Annotated in this window: 17 protein-coding genes and 2 tRNA genes; 7 read left to right on the forward strand and 12 right to left on the reverse strand. The window is 61.3% G+C overall.

Annotated features, from left to right (window positions below; genetic code table 11):
* Positions 1 to 35: 35 nt before the first annotated feature.
* Complete coding sequence (locus ACZ9HU_RS07625) at positions 36 to 872, reverse strand: inositol monophosphatase family protein (RefSeq protein WP_476104056.1); 837 nt, start codon at positions 870 to 872, stop codon at positions 36 to 38.
* A gap of 2 nt (positions 873 to 874) precedes the next feature.
* Entirely contained in the window at positions 875 to 1,438 is a 564-nt protein-coding gene (gene efp / locus ACZ9HU_RS07630) for an elongation factor P (RefSeq protein ID WP_168602661.1), read from the reverse strand.
* 108 nt (positions 1,439 to 1,546) lie between these two features.
* On the opposite strand from efp, the gene ACZ9HU_RS07635 reads away from it, so the two are divergent.
* A complete protein-coding gene (locus tag ACZ9HU_RS07635) occupies positions 1,547 to 1,894 on the forward strand; it encodes a hypothetical protein (RefSeq protein ID WP_476104058.1) in 348 nt (115 codons plus the stop codon).
* Between the two features lie 9 nt (positions 1,895 to 1,903).
* On the opposite strand, the gene ACZ9HU_RS07640 is transcribed toward ACZ9HU_RS07635, so the two are convergent.
* The 6 genes from ACZ9HU_RS07640 to tkt form a co-directional block, all read right to left on the reverse strand.
* Complete coding sequence (locus tag ACZ9HU_RS07640) at positions 1,904 to 3,886, reverse strand: OPT family oligopeptide transporter (protein ID WP_476104060.1); 1,983 nt, start codon at positions 3,884 to 3,886, stop codon at positions 1,904 to 1,906.
* Positions 3,887 to 3,949: 63 nt separating this feature from the next.
* On the reverse strand, positions 3,950 to 4,630 hold the full coding sequence (gene thiE / locus ACZ9HU_RS07645) for a thiamine phosphate synthase (RefSeq protein WP_476104062.1): 681 nt from the start codon (positions 4,628 to 4,630) through the stop codon (positions 3,950 to 3,952).
* A 79-nt stretch (positions 4,631 to 4,709) separates the two neighbouring features.
* A complete protein-coding gene (locus tag ACZ9HU_RS07650; RefSeq protein ID WP_476104066.1) occupies positions 4,710 to 5,621 on the reverse strand; it encodes a class I fructose-bisphosphate aldolase in 912 nt (303 codons plus the stop codon).
* Between the two features lie 141 nt (positions 5,622 to 5,762).
* Positions 5,763 to 6,959, reverse strand: a complete 1,197-nt coding sequence (locus ACZ9HU_RS07655) for a phosphoglycerate kinase (RefSeq protein WP_476104068.1) — start codon at positions 6,957 to 6,959, stop codon at positions 5,763 to 5,765.
* Positions 6,960 to 7,059: 100 nt separating this feature from the next.
* Positions 7,060 to 8,067, reverse strand: a complete 1,008-nt coding sequence (gene gap / locus ACZ9HU_RS07660; protein WP_476104069.1) for a type I glyceraldehyde-3-phosphate dehydrogenase — start codon at positions 8,065 to 8,067, stop codon at positions 7,060 to 7,062.
* A gap of 14 nt (positions 8,068 to 8,081) precedes the next feature.
* The gene (gene tkt, locus ACZ9HU_RS07665) at positions 8,082 to 10,055 is read right to left on the reverse strand and encodes a transketolase (protein WP_476104071.1); all 1,974 of its coding nucleotides are present in this window, start codon (positions 10,053 to 10,055) and stop codon (positions 8,082 to 8,084) included.
* Positions 10,056 to 10,250: 195 nt separating this feature from the next.
* Here tkt and ACZ9HU_RS07670 point away from each other — a divergent pair, with 195 nt between their 5' ends.
* From ACZ9HU_RS07670 to ACZ9HU_RS07685, 4 genes are all read left to right on the forward strand, one after another.
* Complete coding sequence (locus tag ACZ9HU_RS07670; protein ID WP_476104074.1) at positions 10,251 to 10,481, forward strand: hypothetical protein; 231 nt, start codon at positions 10,251 to 10,253, stop codon at positions 10,479 to 10,481.
* The gene (locus ACZ9HU_RS07675; RefSeq protein ID WP_476104076.1) at positions 10,478 to 10,789 is read left to right on the forward strand and encodes a cell division protein ZapA; all 312 of its coding nucleotides are present in this window, start codon (positions 10,478 to 10,480) and stop codon (positions 10,787 to 10,789) included. The genes ACZ9HU_RS07670 and ACZ9HU_RS07675 overlap by 4 nt, the downstream gene beginning before the upstream one ends.
* Positions 10,790 to 11,132: 343 nt before the next feature.
* Positions 11,133 to 11,708 carry a 5-formyltetrahydrofolate cyclo-ligase gene (locus ACZ9HU_RS07680; protein ID WP_476104079.1) on the forward strand — a complete coding sequence of 192 codons (576 nt, stop codon included), beginning with the start codon at positions 11,133 to 11,135 and terminating at the stop codon, positions 11,706 to 11,708.
* On the forward strand, positions 11,708 to 11,923 hold the full coding sequence (locus ACZ9HU_RS07685; RefSeq protein ID WP_476104081.1) for a DUF2842 domain-containing protein: 216 nt from the start codon (positions 11,708 to 11,710) through the stop codon (positions 11,921 to 11,923). Before ACZ9HU_RS07680 ends, ACZ9HU_RS07685 begins: the two co-directional genes overlap by 1 nt.
* 108 nt (positions 11,924 to 12,031) lie before the next feature.
* Here the strand turns inward: ACZ9HU_RS07685 and ACZ9HU_RS07690 are convergent.
* The 4 genes from ACZ9HU_RS07690 to thyA form a co-directional block, all read right to left on the reverse strand.
* Positions 12,032 to 12,108 (reverse strand) — tRNA-Asp (locus ACZ9HU_RS07690).
* 34 nt (positions 12,109 to 12,142) lie between these two features.
* Positions 12,143 to 12,219 (reverse strand) — tRNA-Asp (locus ACZ9HU_RS07695).
* A gap of 206 nt (positions 12,220 to 12,425) precedes the next feature.
* A complete protein-coding gene (locus ACZ9HU_RS07700) occupies positions 12,426 to 13,010 on the reverse strand; it encodes a YdeI/OmpD-associated family protein (RefSeq protein WP_476104083.1) in 585 nt (194 codons plus the stop codon).
* 9 nt (positions 13,011 to 13,019) lie between these two features.
* The gene (thyA, locus tag ACZ9HU_RS07705) at positions 13,020 to 13,964 is read right to left on the reverse strand and encodes a thymidylate synthase (protein ID WP_476104086.1); all 945 of its coding nucleotides are present in this window, start codon (positions 13,962 to 13,964) and stop codon (positions 13,020 to 13,022) included.
* Positions 13,965 to 14,177: 213 nt separating this feature from the next.
* On the opposite strand from thyA, the gene ACZ9HU_RS07710 reads away from it, so the two are divergent.
* Positions 14,178 to 14,435, forward strand: coding sequence for a hypothetical protein (locus ACZ9HU_RS07710; protein WP_476104088.1), 258 nt, complete (start codon positions 14,178 to 14,180; stop codon positions 14,433 to 14,435).
* Complete coding sequence (locus tag ACZ9HU_RS07715; RefSeq protein ID WP_476104090.1) at positions 14,432 to 15,964, forward strand: methyl-accepting chemotaxis protein; 1,533 nt, start codon at positions 14,432 to 14,434, stop codon at positions 15,962 to 15,964. The genes ACZ9HU_RS07710 and ACZ9HU_RS07715 overlap by 4 nt, the downstream gene beginning before the upstream one ends.
* Positions 15,965 to 15,999: the final 35 nt, after the last annotated feature.

A 15,999-nucleotide genomic window follows, 5' to 3' on the forward strand; every position in this document is an offset into this window, starting at 1 on the left:
CCTAGCGATCCTTTCGCATCAGATCAATGGGTTTTTCACCCTTCCTTCAATGCACCCACAAGGATTTTGTGGAGACGCGAGTGAAGAGCGTCATTCCCGGCCAAAACTTCCTTGTCACAAACCGGCAGCGACTGGCCGCGATAGTTCGAAACAAAGCCGCCGGCTTCACGCACCAGAAGGCAACCGGCAGCCGTATCCCAAGGCTTCAGGTTCGATTCCCAGAAACCTTCGTAACGACCGGCCGCCACCCAGGCCAGATCGAGCGAAGCCGCGCCAAAGCGACGGATGCCCGCAACCTGCGGCGCCAGAGCGGCGTAAATTCTGGTCCATTCCAGCGGATCGCCATGGCCCGCAAAGGGGATGCCGGTCGAAATCAGGCTTTCGTCCAGATGGCGACGGCCCGACACGCGCAGACGGCGATCATGCAGCCATGCCCCGCGCGTCTTTTCCGCCCAGAAGCTTTCATCCGTAATCGGCTGATAGATGATGCCCGCAATGACATCGCCCCAACCGTCACCCGCCGGACCCTTGCCATCCAGCGCGGGTTCCTGCGCGGCGATGGAAATGGCGAAATGCGGAATGCCGTGCAGAAAGTTCGAAGTACCATCGAGCGGGTCGATGATCCAACGCGGACGGGTGGGATCGCCTTCGATCACACCGCCCTCTTCCATCACAAAGCCCCAGTCGGGACGGGCCGCGCGCAGCTCGTCATAGATGGTGCGTTCGCTCTGCTGGTCGGCGCGGCTGACAAAATCAGCCGTGCCCTTGCGGCTCACCTGAAGGTGCTCCACTTCACCAAAGTCGCGACGCAGGCGCTGCCCGGCTTTACGGGCGGCGCGCTCCATCACGCGGATCAGGCCGGAAATTGCCATACTCAGTCAGCCTTGCCCACATAGGTGCGTTCGTAAACGTTGACCACGATGCGCGTGCCCGATGCGATATGGGGCGGCACCAGAATACGCACGCCATTGTCCAGAACGGCGGGCTTATAGCTGGACGAGGCGGTCTGGCCCTTCACCACGGCATCGGCTTCGACGATGGTGGCTTCGACCTGTTCGGGCAACTGAACGCTGATCGGGCGTTCATCATACATTTCGAGAACAGCCGTCATACCGTCCTGAAGGAAGGCAGCAGCATCGCCCAGAAGGTCGGAAGGCAGGTTGATCTGATCGTAGGTTTCAACATCCATGAACACCAGATCGTCGCCTTCGGCGTACAGGAACTGGAAATCCTTGGTGTCGAGACGAACTTTCTCCACCGTATCGGCGCTGCGGAAACGCACATTGGTCTTGCGCCCGTCGATCAGGTTCTTCATTTCGACCTGCATAAAGGCGCCGCCCTTACCGGGCTGGGTATGCTGGGTCTTTGCGACCTTCCAGATACCGCCTTCATATTCGAGAATGTTGCCGGGGCGGATTTCGACGCCGCTGATCTTCATGGGGTTTGACCTTCGATGGAAAAGAGCAGGAATAAGTTTGGCGCAAAAGCGCAGTCGGGCGCCCTTAGCGGACGCAAGACCATATGGCAATCGTGCTGTGCATTGGGATTGGCCGGAATTGCGGTCTTTTCTGTCCCGGCACAGGCCGGTCCCGAAGGTCCGGCCTTTACCGTGCGTCGCGGCGAATATGCCTGCGAAATGCCCGGCACGGCCCTCACCTCGGCCGGACTGCGCCGCGCCGAGGAGGATTTCACCATCCGCCAAGGGTCCATCTACAGCACCAGCGAGGGCCGCGGATCCTATCTGGCGACGGGCGATGAAATCCGCATGACCACCGGACCCAAGCAAGGGCAAAAATTCCGCCGGGTCAGCGACAACTTTCTGCGCAAGCTGACCAGCGAAGGCAAGGAAACCGACATGCGTTGTATCCGCCGCGTGGCCAACAACCGCTATTGATCGGCGCCCTTAATCCTCCACCGGCCATTGCGTACGATGGGCCGCTGCGCGCTTGGTGCCAAGATAGAGCCAGGCAATGGCCGCAGCAAAGAGGACCATGCCCAGCGGCAAAGCCAGTTCGCCCGGCTCGATAATTTCGAGCGGGGTCGGGCTGTTGCGGGCCGCGGCAATCCCGGCGAACACCACGCCAAACAGGCTTTCACCCGCAATCAGACCCGTCGCGGCCAGCACACCAAGCCGTTCTGCCACTTCTGCATTGCGGCTGTTTTTGGCCCAATTGTCATAGAACCGGCCAATGATCGCCCCCACCGGGATAAGGAGCGTCAAACCCATCGGCAGATAGATCCCCATGCCCAGCGCCAGTGGCGGCAAGGCACCCTTCTTGGTCGCGCGCAGCACTTCATCGATAATGACCGCCACCACGCCAATCCCGGCCCCAATGCCGATCAGGTTCCAGTCAAGGCTCCCGCCCAGAACGCCCTGCGCAATTGCCGAAATCAGTGCCGCCTGCGGGGCGGCAAGCGCTTCGGGGCCGGCATTGGCCGCGCCCTGAAAGCCAAAGGTCGTGTTGAGCAGGCTGAGCACCGGCGGGATCACCAGCGCGCCAAACAACACGCCCAAAGCCAGAGCGATCTGCTGACGCCACGGCGTCGCGCCGATCAGTTCGCCGGTTTTCAGGTCTTGCAGATTGTCGTTCGAAATGGTCGCCACACCAAACACGATAGCGGTCACGAACAAGGCAAAAGCGACCAGCGCGCGCGTTGCCTCCGGCGCGATATCCCGGCCAAAGATCGCCGCCAGAATCAGGGCGATGCCCAAAGCTGAAATGATGCCCGTGCCTGAAATTGGGCTGTTCGACGCACCGATCAGACCCGCCATATAGCCGCACACCGATGCAATCACGATGCCGATCAACAACACATAGAGCACCGTCAGGATCAGCACCGGAACGAAATGCTGCTCAATCGGCCCACCTGCGGCAAACCCGGCCAGCAATAGGCCGATGGGGATCATCGAAGCGGCAATTACCGCGCCGACCAGACCAATCGGCAAATCCTGCTCGGTCAGGGCAAGAGCCGCGCCCTCGCCGGATTTGCGCGCGCGCTGTGCGGCCAGAGCGCCGGTGATACCTTTCACAATCGGGCCAATCACGCGCAGCAGCGTCCAGACCGCCGCCACGCCGATTGTGCCCGCGCCGATGAAGCGGACCTTGCTCTTGAACACGCCCGAAACGAAACCGGCCAATTCATGCGCAGCCGGTACGCCGCCCGCGGTATAATGCGGCACCAGCACGACCCAGCTGATCAACATACCGATCAGCATGGCAAGGCCGACGGTCAGGCCCACCAGATGGCCCACGCCGATCAAGGCAAGGCTGAAACTGGTCGAAACGCCCGAAGCACCTGCGCCGAAACGGAAAACGCGCGAGGCTTCCTCGGCCACAATGCCCATCTTGGCCAGCAGCGTGTAACCCACCGATACGCCCGAACCTAGCACGATGGCGGCCAGCCCCTTGCGGTTCTCCTCATCGCCGCCAACGCCCGCGCCGACCTTGAGCACCTCGGCCGCCGCCACGCCTTCGGGATAGGGCAAATCGCTGCCCGTCACCAAAGCCCGGCGCAGAGGCACCGAATACATCACCCCCAGAATGCCGCCGACACCGATCACCGCCACCGATTGCCAATAGGGAAAATCCACCCACCACCCGATCATGATCAGGCCCGGCAGCACGAAGATGATCGCGCTGAGCGTCCCCGCCGCGCTGGCGATGGTCTGGACGATGTTGTTTTCCTGAATGGTGGCGCCCTTGAAATAGCGCAGCACCGCCATCGAGATCACCGCCGCCGGGATCGACGTGGCAAAGGTCAGGCCGATCTTGAGGCCCAGATAGACATTGGCCGCCGTAAACACGATGGTGAGCAAAGCGCCCAGAACAACACCGCGTAAGGTCAATTCGCGCACATTTGCGCCATCAGGATTTGATTGGGTCATGCCCATGTTCTGACACGGCGGCGCCCCTTGGGAAAGAGGGCGCCGATATGCCCATCAACAACTTTATTGCGCAGCCAGGATAGCATCCATCAAGGCTTTGACATTTGCCGCCTCGTCCCCGTTCCACACAGCGCCGGAAATCGCCAGGAAATCGGCCCCCGCGCGCACCAGAGGCGCGGCGTTTTCGGCATTGATCCCGCCAATCGCCACACAGGGGATTTCAAACAGGCCCTGCCACCAGGTCAGCAGGTCCAGTTCGGCATAATGTTCAACCTCTTTGGTGGCGGTGGGGTAATAGGCGCCAAAGGCCACGTAATCGGCCCCCGCCTCACCGGCCTCCAGCGCCAGATGGCGGCTGTTGTGGCAGGTCACGCCGATTTGCGCGTCCTGTCCCAATTCCTGCCGCACCACTTTGACGCCGCCTTCGCGCTCCAGATCGTCCTGTCCCAGATGGACGCCATCAGCATTCAGGCGCTTGGCCAGCGTGAGCGAATCGTTGACGATGAAGGCAATCTCTCGCTCGGCGCAAATGGCCTGAAGCGGCGCGGCCAGACGCGCGGCGGCATGATCGTCGATACCCTTTACGCGGAATTGGAAAGCGGCAATCCGGTGACGCCCCTTCAAACCGGCGTCCAGCGCGCGCGCCAGCCTTTCGGGAAAATCACCGCCCACATCGGCAGGCGAGATCAGATAAAGCTGCGTGGGCGCGCGGGTGTGTTCGAAAGTCGGTGCTTCTTCAGTCATGCCCGCGCCCATACCGCATAAAAAACGCGGAGGCCAGTGTCGGCCCCCGCGTCTTTTGCTTCACCCTAGGGGCTAAGGATTATTCCTTGCCCTTGTAGATGTTGATCAGCTTGCCCAGCATGGCGAGCGCTTCGTCGCGCGGGCGCTGGAACGTGTTGCGACCGATGATCGAGCCATTGCCGCCGCCATCACGGATGTCGCGCGCGTCCTGATAAACGGCATCGGCGCCCTTGGTGGCCCCGCCCGAAAAGATCACGATGCGGCGACCGTTAAAGCACGACTGCACCACATGCTTGACCCGGTCCGACTGCGCCGACCAGTCGGTGCCCTCATAGCAAGGCTTGGCTTCGGCCTGTTCAATGTGGTTGCTGGGCAGCTTCACCTTGATGATATGCGCGCCAACCAGCGCCGCGATATGCGCGGCATAAGCGCCCACGTCCAAGGCCAGTTCGCCGCTCTTGGGCAGCTTGCCGCCGCGCGGATAGGACCAGATCACCGTGGCAATGCCGACGCTGGCGGCTTCGTTGCGCAGTTCCTTGATCTCTTCGATCATCTCGAACACATCGTCCGAACCCGGATAGATCGTGAAACCGATGGCCGAGCAGCCCAGACGCAGCGCATCATCAACGCTGCCGGTCAGCGCCTGATTGGCCGCCGTGGCCCAGCTGTTCGAGCTGTTGACCTTGAGAATGGTCGGGATCTGGCCGGCAAACTTGTCGGCGCCCGCCTCCAGCATGCCCAGCGGCGCGGCATAGGCCGACAGGCCCGCGTCAATGGCCAGCTGATAGTGGTAGTGGGGATCATAGGCATCCGGGTTCACCGAAAAGCTGCGCGCCGGGCCATGTTCAAAGCCCTGATCCACCGGCAGAATGATCATCTTGCCCGTGCCGCCCAGCTTGCCCTGATTGAGCATGCGATAGAGGTTGGCCTTAACGCCGGGATTGTCGGATTCGTAATTGCTGAGGATCTTCTGGACAACCTTGGTGGTCATGCGTGTTTCCCTGTTTGGTTAAGGCCTCTCTTTTTCATACCTATGCGCAAAATTTTGCATAGGTATGCACGACAGGCCGGAAATAACCCGCCCGGTGCTGCAATGCAACCGCTGCACTGCAAACCGGGCGGGTGAATTCGTTTAGATTTCGAGCGCCTTGACGCCCGGCAGTTCGCGGCCTTCCATCCATTCAAGGAAAGCGCCGCCTGCGGTGGAGATATAGGAGAAGTCCCCCGCCACCCCGGCGTGATGCAGCGCGGCCACGGTATCACCGCCGCCCGCCACCGAAACCAGCGAACCTTCCTTGGTCAGCGCCGCGGCAATGCGGGCCAAAGCCACGGTCGCCGCATCGAAAGGCACGGTTTCAAACGCGCCCATCGGCCCGTTCCACACCAGCGTCTTGCAGGTTTTCAGCGCATCGGCCAGCGCCTCAACCGCGCTGGGGCCAACGTCGAGGATCATCTCGTCGGCGGCCACTTCATGCACGTTGCAGGTGCGCAAGCTGGGCGGATTGGCGGCAAATTCCTTCGACACCACCACTTCATAGGGCAGATGCACGGTGCAACCGGCAGCATCGGCGGCCTCCATGATCTCCTCGGCGGTGCCGGTCAGATCGTGTTCGCAAAGGCTCTTGCCCACATCAACGCCGCGCGCGGCCAGGAACGTGTTGGCCATGCCGCCGCCGATGATGAGGTGATCGACCTTGGTCACCAGATGCTTGAGCACGTCAAGCTTGCTCGACACCTTGGCCCCGCCGACAACGGCGGCCACCGGCTTTTCCGGAGCGTCAAGCGCCTTGCCCAAAGCTTCGAGTTCGGCCTGCATCGAACGACCCGCATAGGCGGGCAGGACATGGGCCAGCCCCTCGGTGCTGGCATGGGCGCGATGCGCGGCCGAGAAAGCGTCATTGACGTAAAAATCGCCAACCTCGGCCATGGCCTTGACCAGTTGGGGGTCGTTCTTTTCCTCGCCCGGCCAAAAACGGGTGTTTTCCAGCAAGGCAATGTCGCCCGCGCCCAGAATCCCCACGGCCTGCTTGACCACATCGCCCGCCACTTCGGGCACGAACATGACTTCGCGGCCCAGCACCTTTTCCACTGCGCCCACGACCAGCGAGAGCGACTGATCCGGCACGCGGTTGCCCTTGGGACGGCCAAAATGCGCCAGCAGCAGCACCTTGGCTCCCTTGTCGGCCAATTCCAGAATGGTCGGCGCCACGGCGCGCACGCGCGTGTCTTCCGTCACCGCGCCATCCTTCATCGGCAGATTGAAATCGACACGCACCAGCGCGACCTTGCCGGTCACATCACCCAGATCGTCAAGCTTGCGAAAAGCCATCACTAACCCCCAATTCGGGACGCAGATCTAGCGCCCGATCGTAAACATATAGCTGAGAAACAAAGGGCGGAAAGGTTTCCCTTCCCGCCCCGGTGTTCCATCAGAGGAACTTGGCCATCGCGCCTGCCGTGTCCAGCATACGGTTGGAGAAGCCCCATTCATTGTCGTACCAGCTCAGCACGCGCACCAGCTTGCCGTCGATGACAGCCGTTTCCAGCGCGTCGATGGTCGACGAATGCGGGTCGTGGTTGAAGTCGATCGAAACCAGCGGCTCTTCGGTATAGCCCAGCACGCCCTTGAGCGGACCTTCGGCAGCAGCCTTGAGCAGAGCGTTCACTTCCTCGATGGTCGTGTCGCGCTTGGGCTGGAACGTCAGGTCGACGACCGAAACATTCGGGGTCGGCACGCGGATCGACGAACCGTCCAGCTTGCCCTTCAGTTCGGGCAGCACTTCGCCCACAGCCACGGCAGCGCCGGTCGAGGTCGGGATCATGTTCAAAGCAGCGGCGCGGGCACGACGCGGATCCTTGTGGATCTGGTCCAGGATCTTCTGATCGTTGGTGTACGAGTGGATCGTGGTCATCAGGCCACGCTCGATACCGATCGATTCATGCAGAACCTTGGCAAAGGGCGCCAGGCAGTTGGTGGTGCACGAAGCGTTCGACACGATCAGATCGTCCGCGGTCAGCGTTTCGTGGTTCACGCCGAACACGACGGTCTTGTCGACCTTCTTGGCAGGCGCCGAGATCAGTACGCGCTTGGCGCCGGCGGCCAGGTGCTTGCCGGCCGAATCGCGGTCGACGAAGAAGCCGGTGCATTCCAGCGCGATGTCGATGCCATTGGCGGCATGCGGCAGGTTGGCCGGGTCCTTCTCGGCGGTCACCTGAACGCGCTTGCCGTTCAGGATCAGGTCGTTGCCGTCCACTTCGACGGTGCCCGAGAAAGTGCCGTGCACGCTGTCATGCTTGAAGAGGCGGGCATTAGCCTTGGCGTCGGCCAGATCGTTGATCGAAACCAGTTCGAGCCCGCAATCGGGGCGCTCCAGAATGGCGCGCGCGACATTGCGCCCGATGCGACCGAAACCGTTGATGGCAACCTTCACAGCCATGAGTATCCTCCTCGTTAGTTCTGGAGTGCCGCAAGAATTTGCGGCGCAATCTTTTCAGCCGTAAGACCGAAATAATCATAAAGTGCCGGGGCCGGAGCCGATGCGCCAAAGGTGTCGATACCAAAGCGCAGACCGTCAAGGCCCGTAATACGTTCCCAGCCAAAGGTCGTACCGGCCTCAATGCTGACCTTCAGCACATCGGCGGGCAGAACTTCGGCCTTGTATGCCGCATCCTGTTCAAGGAAACGGCTCATCGAGGGCATCGAAACCACATCGACGCCCACGCCTTGCGCTTCCAGCGCGGCGCGAACGCCAAAGGCGATCTCGACTTCCGAACCGGTCGCCACGATCACCACCTTACGCGCGGCTTCGGCCGCGACAAGGCGATAGGCACCCTTTGCCGTCAGGTTCGGACCCGACTTGCGAAGCTGCGGCAGGTTCTGACGGGTCAGAGCCAGCACGCTGGGGCGGCCTTCATTGGCGATCGCCAATTGCCATGCCTCGGCGGTTTCAATCACGTCGGCAGGGCGGAACACTTCCAGATTCGGAATCATGCGCATCGACATCACATGTTCGATCGGCTGATGGGTCGGACCGTCCTCGCCAAGGCCAATCGAATCGTGGGTCAGCACATAGACCACCTTGGCCTTCTGCAAAGCCGACATACGAATGGCATTGCGGCAATAATCCGAAAACACAAGGAAAGTGCCGCCATAGGGGATGATCCCGCCATGCAGCGCCATGCCGTTCATCGCCGCGGCCATGCCGAATTCGCGAATGCCGTAATAGACATAGCGGCCCGAATAGTCCTGCGGACCAAAGGGCTTGGTCGACTTGGTGACCGTCAGGTTCGACCCGGTAAGGTCGGCCGAACCACCCACCATTTCAGGCACATGCGCGGTCAGCACTTCAAGCGCCATTTCGCTGGCCTTGCGCGTCGCAACCTTGGTGCAGCTTTCCAGCCATGCGTCGAACGTGGCCTGAACCTCGCTCTGATCGGGCAGTTCGCCGTTCATGCGGCGCAGCAGTTCGGCGCCCTTGTCGCTCTTGGCCACGCGGTCGGCCCAATCCACCGCCGCCGTCTTGCCCAGAGCGCCGACATTGCGCCAGTCGGCCAGAACGTCAGCAGGCAGTTCAAACGCAGGCAGCGTCCAGTTCAGTTCAGCGCGAGCAGCCTCGATTTCAGCGGCACCCAGCGGCGCACCATGGACCGAGTGACCACCCTGCTTGTTGGGCGCGCCCTTGCCAATGATCGTGCGGCAGGCAACGAGCGAGGGACGCGGATCGGCGACCGCTTCGGCAATCGCACGTTCGATGTCGGCGAAATCATGGCCGTCGCACGAAACCACGTGCCAGCCAGTTGCAGCATAACGCGCGCCCACGTCTTCGCTGGTCGACAGATCGGTGTCGCCGTCAATGGTGATGCGGTTGTCGTCCCACAGCACGACCAGACGGCCCAGCTTGAGGTGACCGGCAAGGCCGATGGCTTCATGGTTGATGCCTTCCATGATGCAGCCGTCGCCCGCGATCACGAAAGTCTTGTGGTCAACCAGATCGTCGCCAAACTGGGCGTTCAAATGACGCTCGGCAATGGCAAAGCCCACCGACATGGCAAGGCCCTGACCCAGCGGGCCAGTGGTACATTCCACACCCGGCAATTCGGTGTTTTCCGGGTGACCGGCGCAGACCGAGTGAAGCTGGCGGAACTTCTTGATGTCGTCCATCGTCGGACGTTCATAGCCGGTCAGGTGCAGCAGGCTGTAAATCAGCATCGAGCCGTGGCCCGCCGACAGGATGAAGCGGTCACGATCGGGCCAGCGCGGCTGGGCCGGATCAAACTTCAGGAATTTCGAAAACAGGACCGTGGCGACGTCGGCCATGCCCATCGGCATGCCGGGGTGGCCCGAATTGGCAGCCTGAACCGCGTCCATCGAGAGCACACGGATGGCGTTGGCCATGTTTTGCAGGCGGGGGGCGGTAATGCTCATGATGCTTTCGAAAGCTCCGAATAGGTATGCATAGGCACATAGGCGTGCGATTCGCGCGGTCTCCATTGCGGATGGGTGGGGGCTGCGTCAACCTCTGCGCGACGCCAAAATGGCATCGAAATCGCCGCAACCGTTGTCATTTGGGTCCTTCTTGCCTTTGCAAGGGCAAAATTATTGCGCTACGCATGCAAATTGATGGCCACTAGCGAACATGAAACCTCATCGATGGACAGCGCCCTCGACCGGATCGAGGCGGCGTTGGACCGTATCGCCCGCGCGACCCAGCGCGCCAAGGAGGCACGGCTTGAGGCCGCAAACCAGACGGCCCAGCTTGAGGTGCGGCACGAAATCCTGCGTGAAAAGGTGGGCGACGCTTTGTTCACCCTCGATGGCCTGATCGCCAGAGCAGAAAAGGCGCAATCATGAGTCGAGTCGAATTGACCATCGGCGGCCGCGACTATGCGGTGGCCTGTGCGCCGGGCGAGGAAGACCACGTGCGCGTGTTGGGTGGGATTATCGAGGAAAAGATCGCCGCCCTGCCCGAGGCGTCAAATCAGAGCGAGGTTCGGGCGATGCTCTTTGCCGCCCTGCTTTTGGCCGACGAAGTTCAGGAATTGCGCCAACAGGTGGAGATGGGCGTGCCCTGCGATACCGATCCTGCGCTGGCCCGGCGCCTTGGCGCAGTCGCGACAATCCTTGAACAATTGGCTGCTTCGGTCGAAACTCTGGCATAAGCCCTTTGGGGCTTGAGAAATCACCTGGTCGCGCCTACATTATGCATCGACGGGTACTGCCCGGTGCGAGCCGCATGAAAATCCCTGAGGCTATAAGCAATCCTAGGGGGCTGTCCCTGCCACTGGCCCTGGCCTCTGGTACATGGTCCCCACCTGACGTCGAGGCGTCAGAGGATTTCCCGGCAACGGCCCATGGTGGTCCCGTCACCCTTTTCTTTGTTGGGTACGCCCAACGCCTACGCGTTGGGCTTGCTGTGCCGTCCCGCTCCCCCGGCCCAGCCACCCAGATTGTACTTAAGGTAGCCGCGCCGGGGGATCGGGACGGCACAGGCCGAAAGTGCAAATGTTGACCGACAAGAAATCCCTGCGCGCCCGTTTGCGTCGTTTGCGCCGCGAACATGTCAATGCCCTGCCTGCATCCATGTCGGCGCTGTTGTTCATGCGCCCGCCCGGCGCAGTGGCGGCTTTGGCGGGCGAAGGGACGACCATCGGCCTCTATCACGCCATTTCGGGTGAAGCGCCGACGCGGGCCTATGCCAAATGGTTTGCCGAAAATGGCCGGCGGATCGCCCTTCCTTGGTTTGCGGCCGTCGGTGCGTCGATGCAGTTTCGGGAATGGCGCGACCCGTATGAAGATGATGGATTGGAAACCGGCCCCTATGGCGCGTTGCAGCCAGCCGCCGACGCCGAAGAATTGTTTCCCGATGTCACCTTCGTCCCCTTGGTCGGCTTTACCGCGCAGGGCATGCGATTGGGCCAGGGTGGCGGACATTATGACCGCTGGCTGGCCGCCAATCCCGATGTCATGGCGCTGGGTCTGGCGTGGGATTGTCAAAAGGTGGACAGCCTGCCCACCGAACCGCATGATATGCCGCTGCGCGCGGTGGTGACCCCCACCCGCCTTTACGGAGACATTTGATGCGCAAAGAGCCGACTTGGCGAATTCCGGCAGGGTTGCTGCTGCTGCTGGCCGGATTGATGGTCTATGCCGGGCTTGTGGCGCGTTACGTCGCCCCGTGGATGGCCGGATGGCCTGCGCTGGGTCAGGTGCCGATATATGTCCTGCTGGGCGTGGTGTGGCTCCTGCCCTTGCGGCGGTTTCTGATCTGGATGGAGACCGGGCGCTGGGGTTGATGGCCCCACGCCATGAATTCGCGGATCGTGCCGACGACAGACGCAAAAAAGGCCCGATCCACTTGGGACCGGGCCTTTTTGAAACCATCCGAAAGAATGGACCCAAGGTGGCGCGAGTGACGGGGCTCGAACCCGCGACCTCCGGCGTGACAGGCCGGCACTCTAACCAACTGAGCTACACCCGCGCAATATGCTTGGGCCTCGCAAGGAACCATGAAGTGGCGCGAGTGACGGGGCTCGAACCCGCGACCTCCGGCGTGACAGGCCGGCACTCTAACCAACTGAGCTACACCCGCTCACTTCGATGTTTCCTTCGGGGCAGCGCCCCTTGGGTGACGCGGCCTCTAGATAACGAGGCGCACCCTGTCAACAGCCTTGCGCAAGCTTTTGCAGAAGCCCCGGATTTTCTGGGTTTTCGTCGGGTGAACGGCCCCGTTTCCGTAACGCGAATCTGTTTCGGCGGCATGACAATGTGATTTATCCACAGACAAAGCGCGTTAAATCAGCACTTTTCGTACTTCCAATGACGTTTTTTGCCCTGCGCCATCCATTCGACGGCCTGTTCTATGCGTTTGGTGCGGGTTGCGGCCTGTTTTGCCTCAACAATCCATTCCAGATAATCGCGTCGATGCGACGGGGCAAAGCCTTCAAACGTCATCCGTGCGGCCTGATTGCCATCCAAAGCCGTCAAAAGGTCGTCAGGAACGGCTATCTCGGCTTTGGGCGCATTGGGCACCTTTGGCCCCTTCTGCTCGCTCAGCAGCGCCTGCGCGGCCTGTGCCAGCCGTTCACGTAAGGCTTCCGGGTCGGGCAGGTCATCCATCGAGGCGATTTTACCATAATCGCCCATGCCGTCGGTGCGCTCCACACCCTGTCGGCCCGATACGTGGATGATAAAGGCGCAATGCGCCTTGAACGCGGCCATCCCGGCCAGATTTTTACCATTCAGCGTGAAATGGGGCATCGACCATTTGATCGCCTCGCCCAAACCCGGCACGGCGTCATGCACAATGGCACGCAGACGGATCAGGATCGGCCGGGCAAATTCCGGGGCCGCCTCGATATAGGCATCGATTCGCTGATCCATCACATCTCCTTACACGGCGACAGGTGCCCCCAGCTTGCCTTGAGGCGCGTAACCCAGAACCGAGAAGTCCTCGATTCGATAATCAAAGATCGTGTCGGGCTGGCGCGTGATCGACAATCGCGGATCGCCCGAAGGCGCGCGCTTCAACTGTTCCTCCACCAGATCGCCGTGGTTGAGATAGAGATGCACATCGCCCCCCATCCACACCAGTTCGCCCGGCTCCAGCCCACATTGCGCCGCCAACAAACGCGTAAAGAGCGCCGCGCCCCACAGGTTGAACGGCACGCCCAGCGCCAGATCCGCGCTGCGTTGATAAAGGATGCCCGACAGGCGCCCGTCGGCCACATGGAACTGATAGGTCTTGTGACAGGGCGGCAAGGCCATCGCATCGACCTCGGCCACGTTCCAGCCTTCGACAATATGGCGGCGGCTGCCCGGATTGGTTTTGAGCGCATGGACCAGATCGGCGATCTGATTGATCCCCCGCCCCAGACGATACAGGCCATCGCCCACCGGCTGATAGGTCGGCCAATTGACCCATTGCTTGCCATACACCGGACCAAGGTCGCCCCAGCGCGCGGCAAATTCCGCGTCAGCCACGATGCGGGCGGAAAAATCCTCGCGCGAAATCTGATCGCCCGTTTCGCGGCGGTAATGCGCCAGCGGCCAATCGGTCCAGATCTCCACCCCCTGCGCACAGAGCGCACGGATATTGGTGTCACCCGTCAGGAACCACAGGAATTCGCGAGTCGCCGTTTTCCAGAACACCCGCTTGGTCGTGACCAGAGGCATACGGCCATCCGAGAGATCACACCGAATCGTTGCGCCGAACAATGATCGCGTACCGATGCCGGTACGGTCGCGCCGCTCGTCACCATTTTCCCAAATCTGGCGCATCAGATCGAGATATTGCCATTCCCAATGGCGGCTGCGTTCGGGGCTGTTGGTTTGCATGGGCACCATCTAACGCCGCTTGTTTCATTTCGCCACCGGCAAAAGCCATGCGCCGCATAGGGGCATTTGCGGAAAGGCGCCTCGCGAATTGCCAAAGTCTACGCGGTAAAACGGGCAAATATTCCCCACTTACAGGGTCGCCCTTCGTTGAAATCCGTTAGTCTTCCTTACCGAAAACTGGCCATCGCACAGTTGGCATTGGCATTCGCGTTGATGCCGCTGATCGCGCTTTGGCCACGCGCGGGCATGGCTGTGCTGATCCTGCCCCTGCCCGGTCAGGCAAGTCGCGCAAAACTTTGGGTTCAACATCAGGGCATGCCTCTAATCGGTCGCGGCGTTGCAAAAGACAGCCTGCTGATGATCGGCCGCCCGCAATTCACACCCTTTTCCGCATTGGGCGCCGGGGCTCTGATCCTTGCCGCCCCTGCCTCTGTTTGCCAAACTTCTTCATACGTTAAGGAAAAGCCATGAATGAAATCGTCAAACTGCGTCAGGTGGGGATGAAATCCCTGGTCGGCGTATGCTGGCTAGTCACCATTCTGGTGCTGGCGGGCAGTTTGATCGCCGGTTCGGGATTTACGCCGGTGCTGCTGGCGCTGGCGCTGGTTGCTGTGCCCACCATGCTGATGTTTTCCGGCAAGGATGACGCCGTGGCCCGCGTCGCCATTGGCGCCACCCTGCCTCTGTTCAGCGCGGTCATGCTGTATCAATGGAGCGGCAGCGCATGGCAGGTTGACCTGCACATGACGTTCTTTGCCTTGATTGCGATGCTGCCGTTGCTGGTCGACTGGCGCCCGATTGTGGCCGCAACGGTGGTGACCGCCCTGCACCATCTGCTGCTCAGCTATATTGCCCCCTCACTGGTCTTTGGCGCGCAGGGAGATCTGTTCCGCGTGATATTGCATGCCGTCATCCTGCTGTTGGAATCCGGCGTCCTGATCGGGCTGGTCCATAAACTGTCGCAGGTGATGCTGGAACAGCAAGCCGCGCAGGAGGAAAAGGAGCGCGTCACACTGGCCGCCGAACGCGAACGTGAAAGCGTCGAGGCCGAACGCCGTGAAGTGGTCGATGAGATCGGCAATGCGATGCGCGCTCTGGCCCGCGGCGATCTGACCCATCGCCTCAACCGCCGCTTCCCGGCCCAATTCGAGGAATTGCGCGAAGACTTCAATCGGTCGGTCGCCGATCTGGCCGCGCTGGTGCATCAGGTGACCAAAGCGTCGAACGTCATTCAGGCCGGCTCGGTCGAGATCCGCAGCGCCAGCAATGATCTGGCCATCCGCACTGAACAACAGGCCGCCCGCGTCGAACAGGCCGGATCAACCATGAACCGATTGGTCGACGCCGCCCGCGATACTGCCCACAGCGCCGCCTCGGTCAATGCCGCGCTGGATCAGGCCCAGCAAAGCGCCAATGACGGACAGCAAGTCGTCAGCCGCGCCATGGCCACCATGGAACTGGTCGAAAAATCAGCGCAGGAGATTCGCCAGATCATCACGCTGATCGACGGCATCGCGTTTCAGACCAACCTTCTGGCCCTGAACGCCGGCGTCGAGGCCGCGCGCGCGGGCGATGCGGGCAAAGGCTTTGCCGTTGTGGCCAACGAAGTGCGCGCCCTTGCCCAGCGCAGCGCGGATGCAGCCAATGGCATCAAGCAATTGATCGACACATCCACCCATCAGGTATCCGAAGGCGTGGCGCAGGTGCTTCAGACCGGCGAAGCGCTGCAAGGCATCATCGGCCAGATCAGCCAGATCGCGCAGGCCGTGGGCAATATTGCCGACGCCGCCCAGAGCAACGCCGAAGATCTGGAACAGGTCAGCGACACATTCCGCATCCTTGACCAATCCACCCAGCAAAACGCCGCCATGGTCGAGGAAAGCAATGCCGCGCTTCAGGCGCTGTCGGGGGAAACCAATGTGCTGATCCATGCCGTCGGACGTTTTTCCAGTGACCAGTCAGGGGCCGATTCTCGCGGGCGCTATGGCATGGCGGCCTGATTGCCGCCTGTGGAAAACTATGAAATGCCTAGATT

The organism is Novosphingobium sp. Sphag1I, from assembly GCF_056279125.1.

Coding starts and splice junctions, on each gene's coding strand:
- tkt (WP_476104071.1), bottom strand. CDS start 10,055: ATGAGCATTACCGCCCCCCGCCTGCAAAACATGGCCAACGCCATCCGT.
- ACZ9HU_RS07650 (WP_476104066.1), bottom strand. CDS start 5,621: ATGACCACCAAGGTTGTCCAGAAGATCCTCAGCAATTACGAATCCGAC.
- ACZ9HU_RS07715 (WP_476104090.1), top strand. CDS start 14,432: ATGAATGAAATCGTCAAACTGCGTCAGGTGGGGATGAAATCCCTGGTC.
- ACZ9HU_RS07680 (WP_476104079.1), top strand. CDS start 11,133: ATGTTGACCGACAAGAAATCCCTGCGCGCCCGTTTGCGTCGTTTGCGC.
- ACZ9HU_RS07670 (WP_476104074.1), top strand. CDS start 10,251: ATGGCCACTAGCGAACATGAAACCTCATCGATGGACAGCGCCCTCGAC.
- ACZ9HU_RS07655 (WP_476104068.1), bottom strand. CDS start 6,959: ATGGCTTTTCGCAAGCTTGACGATCTGGGTGATGTGACCGGCAAGGTC.
- thyA (WP_476104086.1), bottom strand. CDS start 13,964: ATGCAAACCAACAGCCCCGAACGCAGCCGCCATTGGGAATGGCAATAT.
- ACZ9HU_RS07640 (WP_476104060.1), bottom strand. CDS start 3,886: ATGACCCAATCAAATCCTGATGGCGCAAATGTGCGCGAATTGACCTTA.
- ACZ9HU_RS07675 (WP_476104076.1), top strand. CDS start 10,478: ATGAGTCGAGTCGAATTGACCATCGGCGGCCGCGACTATGCGGTGGCC.
- ACZ9HU_RS07710 (WP_476104088.1), top strand. CDS start 14,178: ATGCCGCTGATCGCGCTTTGGCCACGCGCGGGCATGGCTGTGCTGATC.
- thiE (WP_476104062.1), bottom strand. CDS start 4,630: ATGACTGAAGAAGCACCGACTTTCGAACACACCCGCGCGCCCACGCAG.
- ACZ9HU_RS07700 (WP_476104083.1), bottom strand. CDS start 13,010: ATGGATCAGCGAATCGATGCCTATATCGAGGCGGCCCCGGAATTTGCC.
- ACZ9HU_RS07625 (WP_476104056.1), bottom strand. CDS start 872: ATGGCAATTTCCGGCCTGATCCGCGTGATGGAGCGCGCCGCCCGTAAA.
- gap (WP_476104069.1), bottom strand. CDS start 8,067: ATGGCTGTGAAGGTTGCCATCAACGGTTTCGGTCGCATCGGGCGCAAT.
- ACZ9HU_RS07685 (WP_476104081.1), top strand. CDS start 11,708: ATGCGCAAAGAGCCGACTTGGCGAATTCCGGCAGGGTTGCTGCTGCTG.
- efp (WP_168602661.1), bottom strand. CDS start 1,438: ATGAAGATCAGCGGCGTCGAAATCCGCCCCGGCAACATTCTCGAATAT.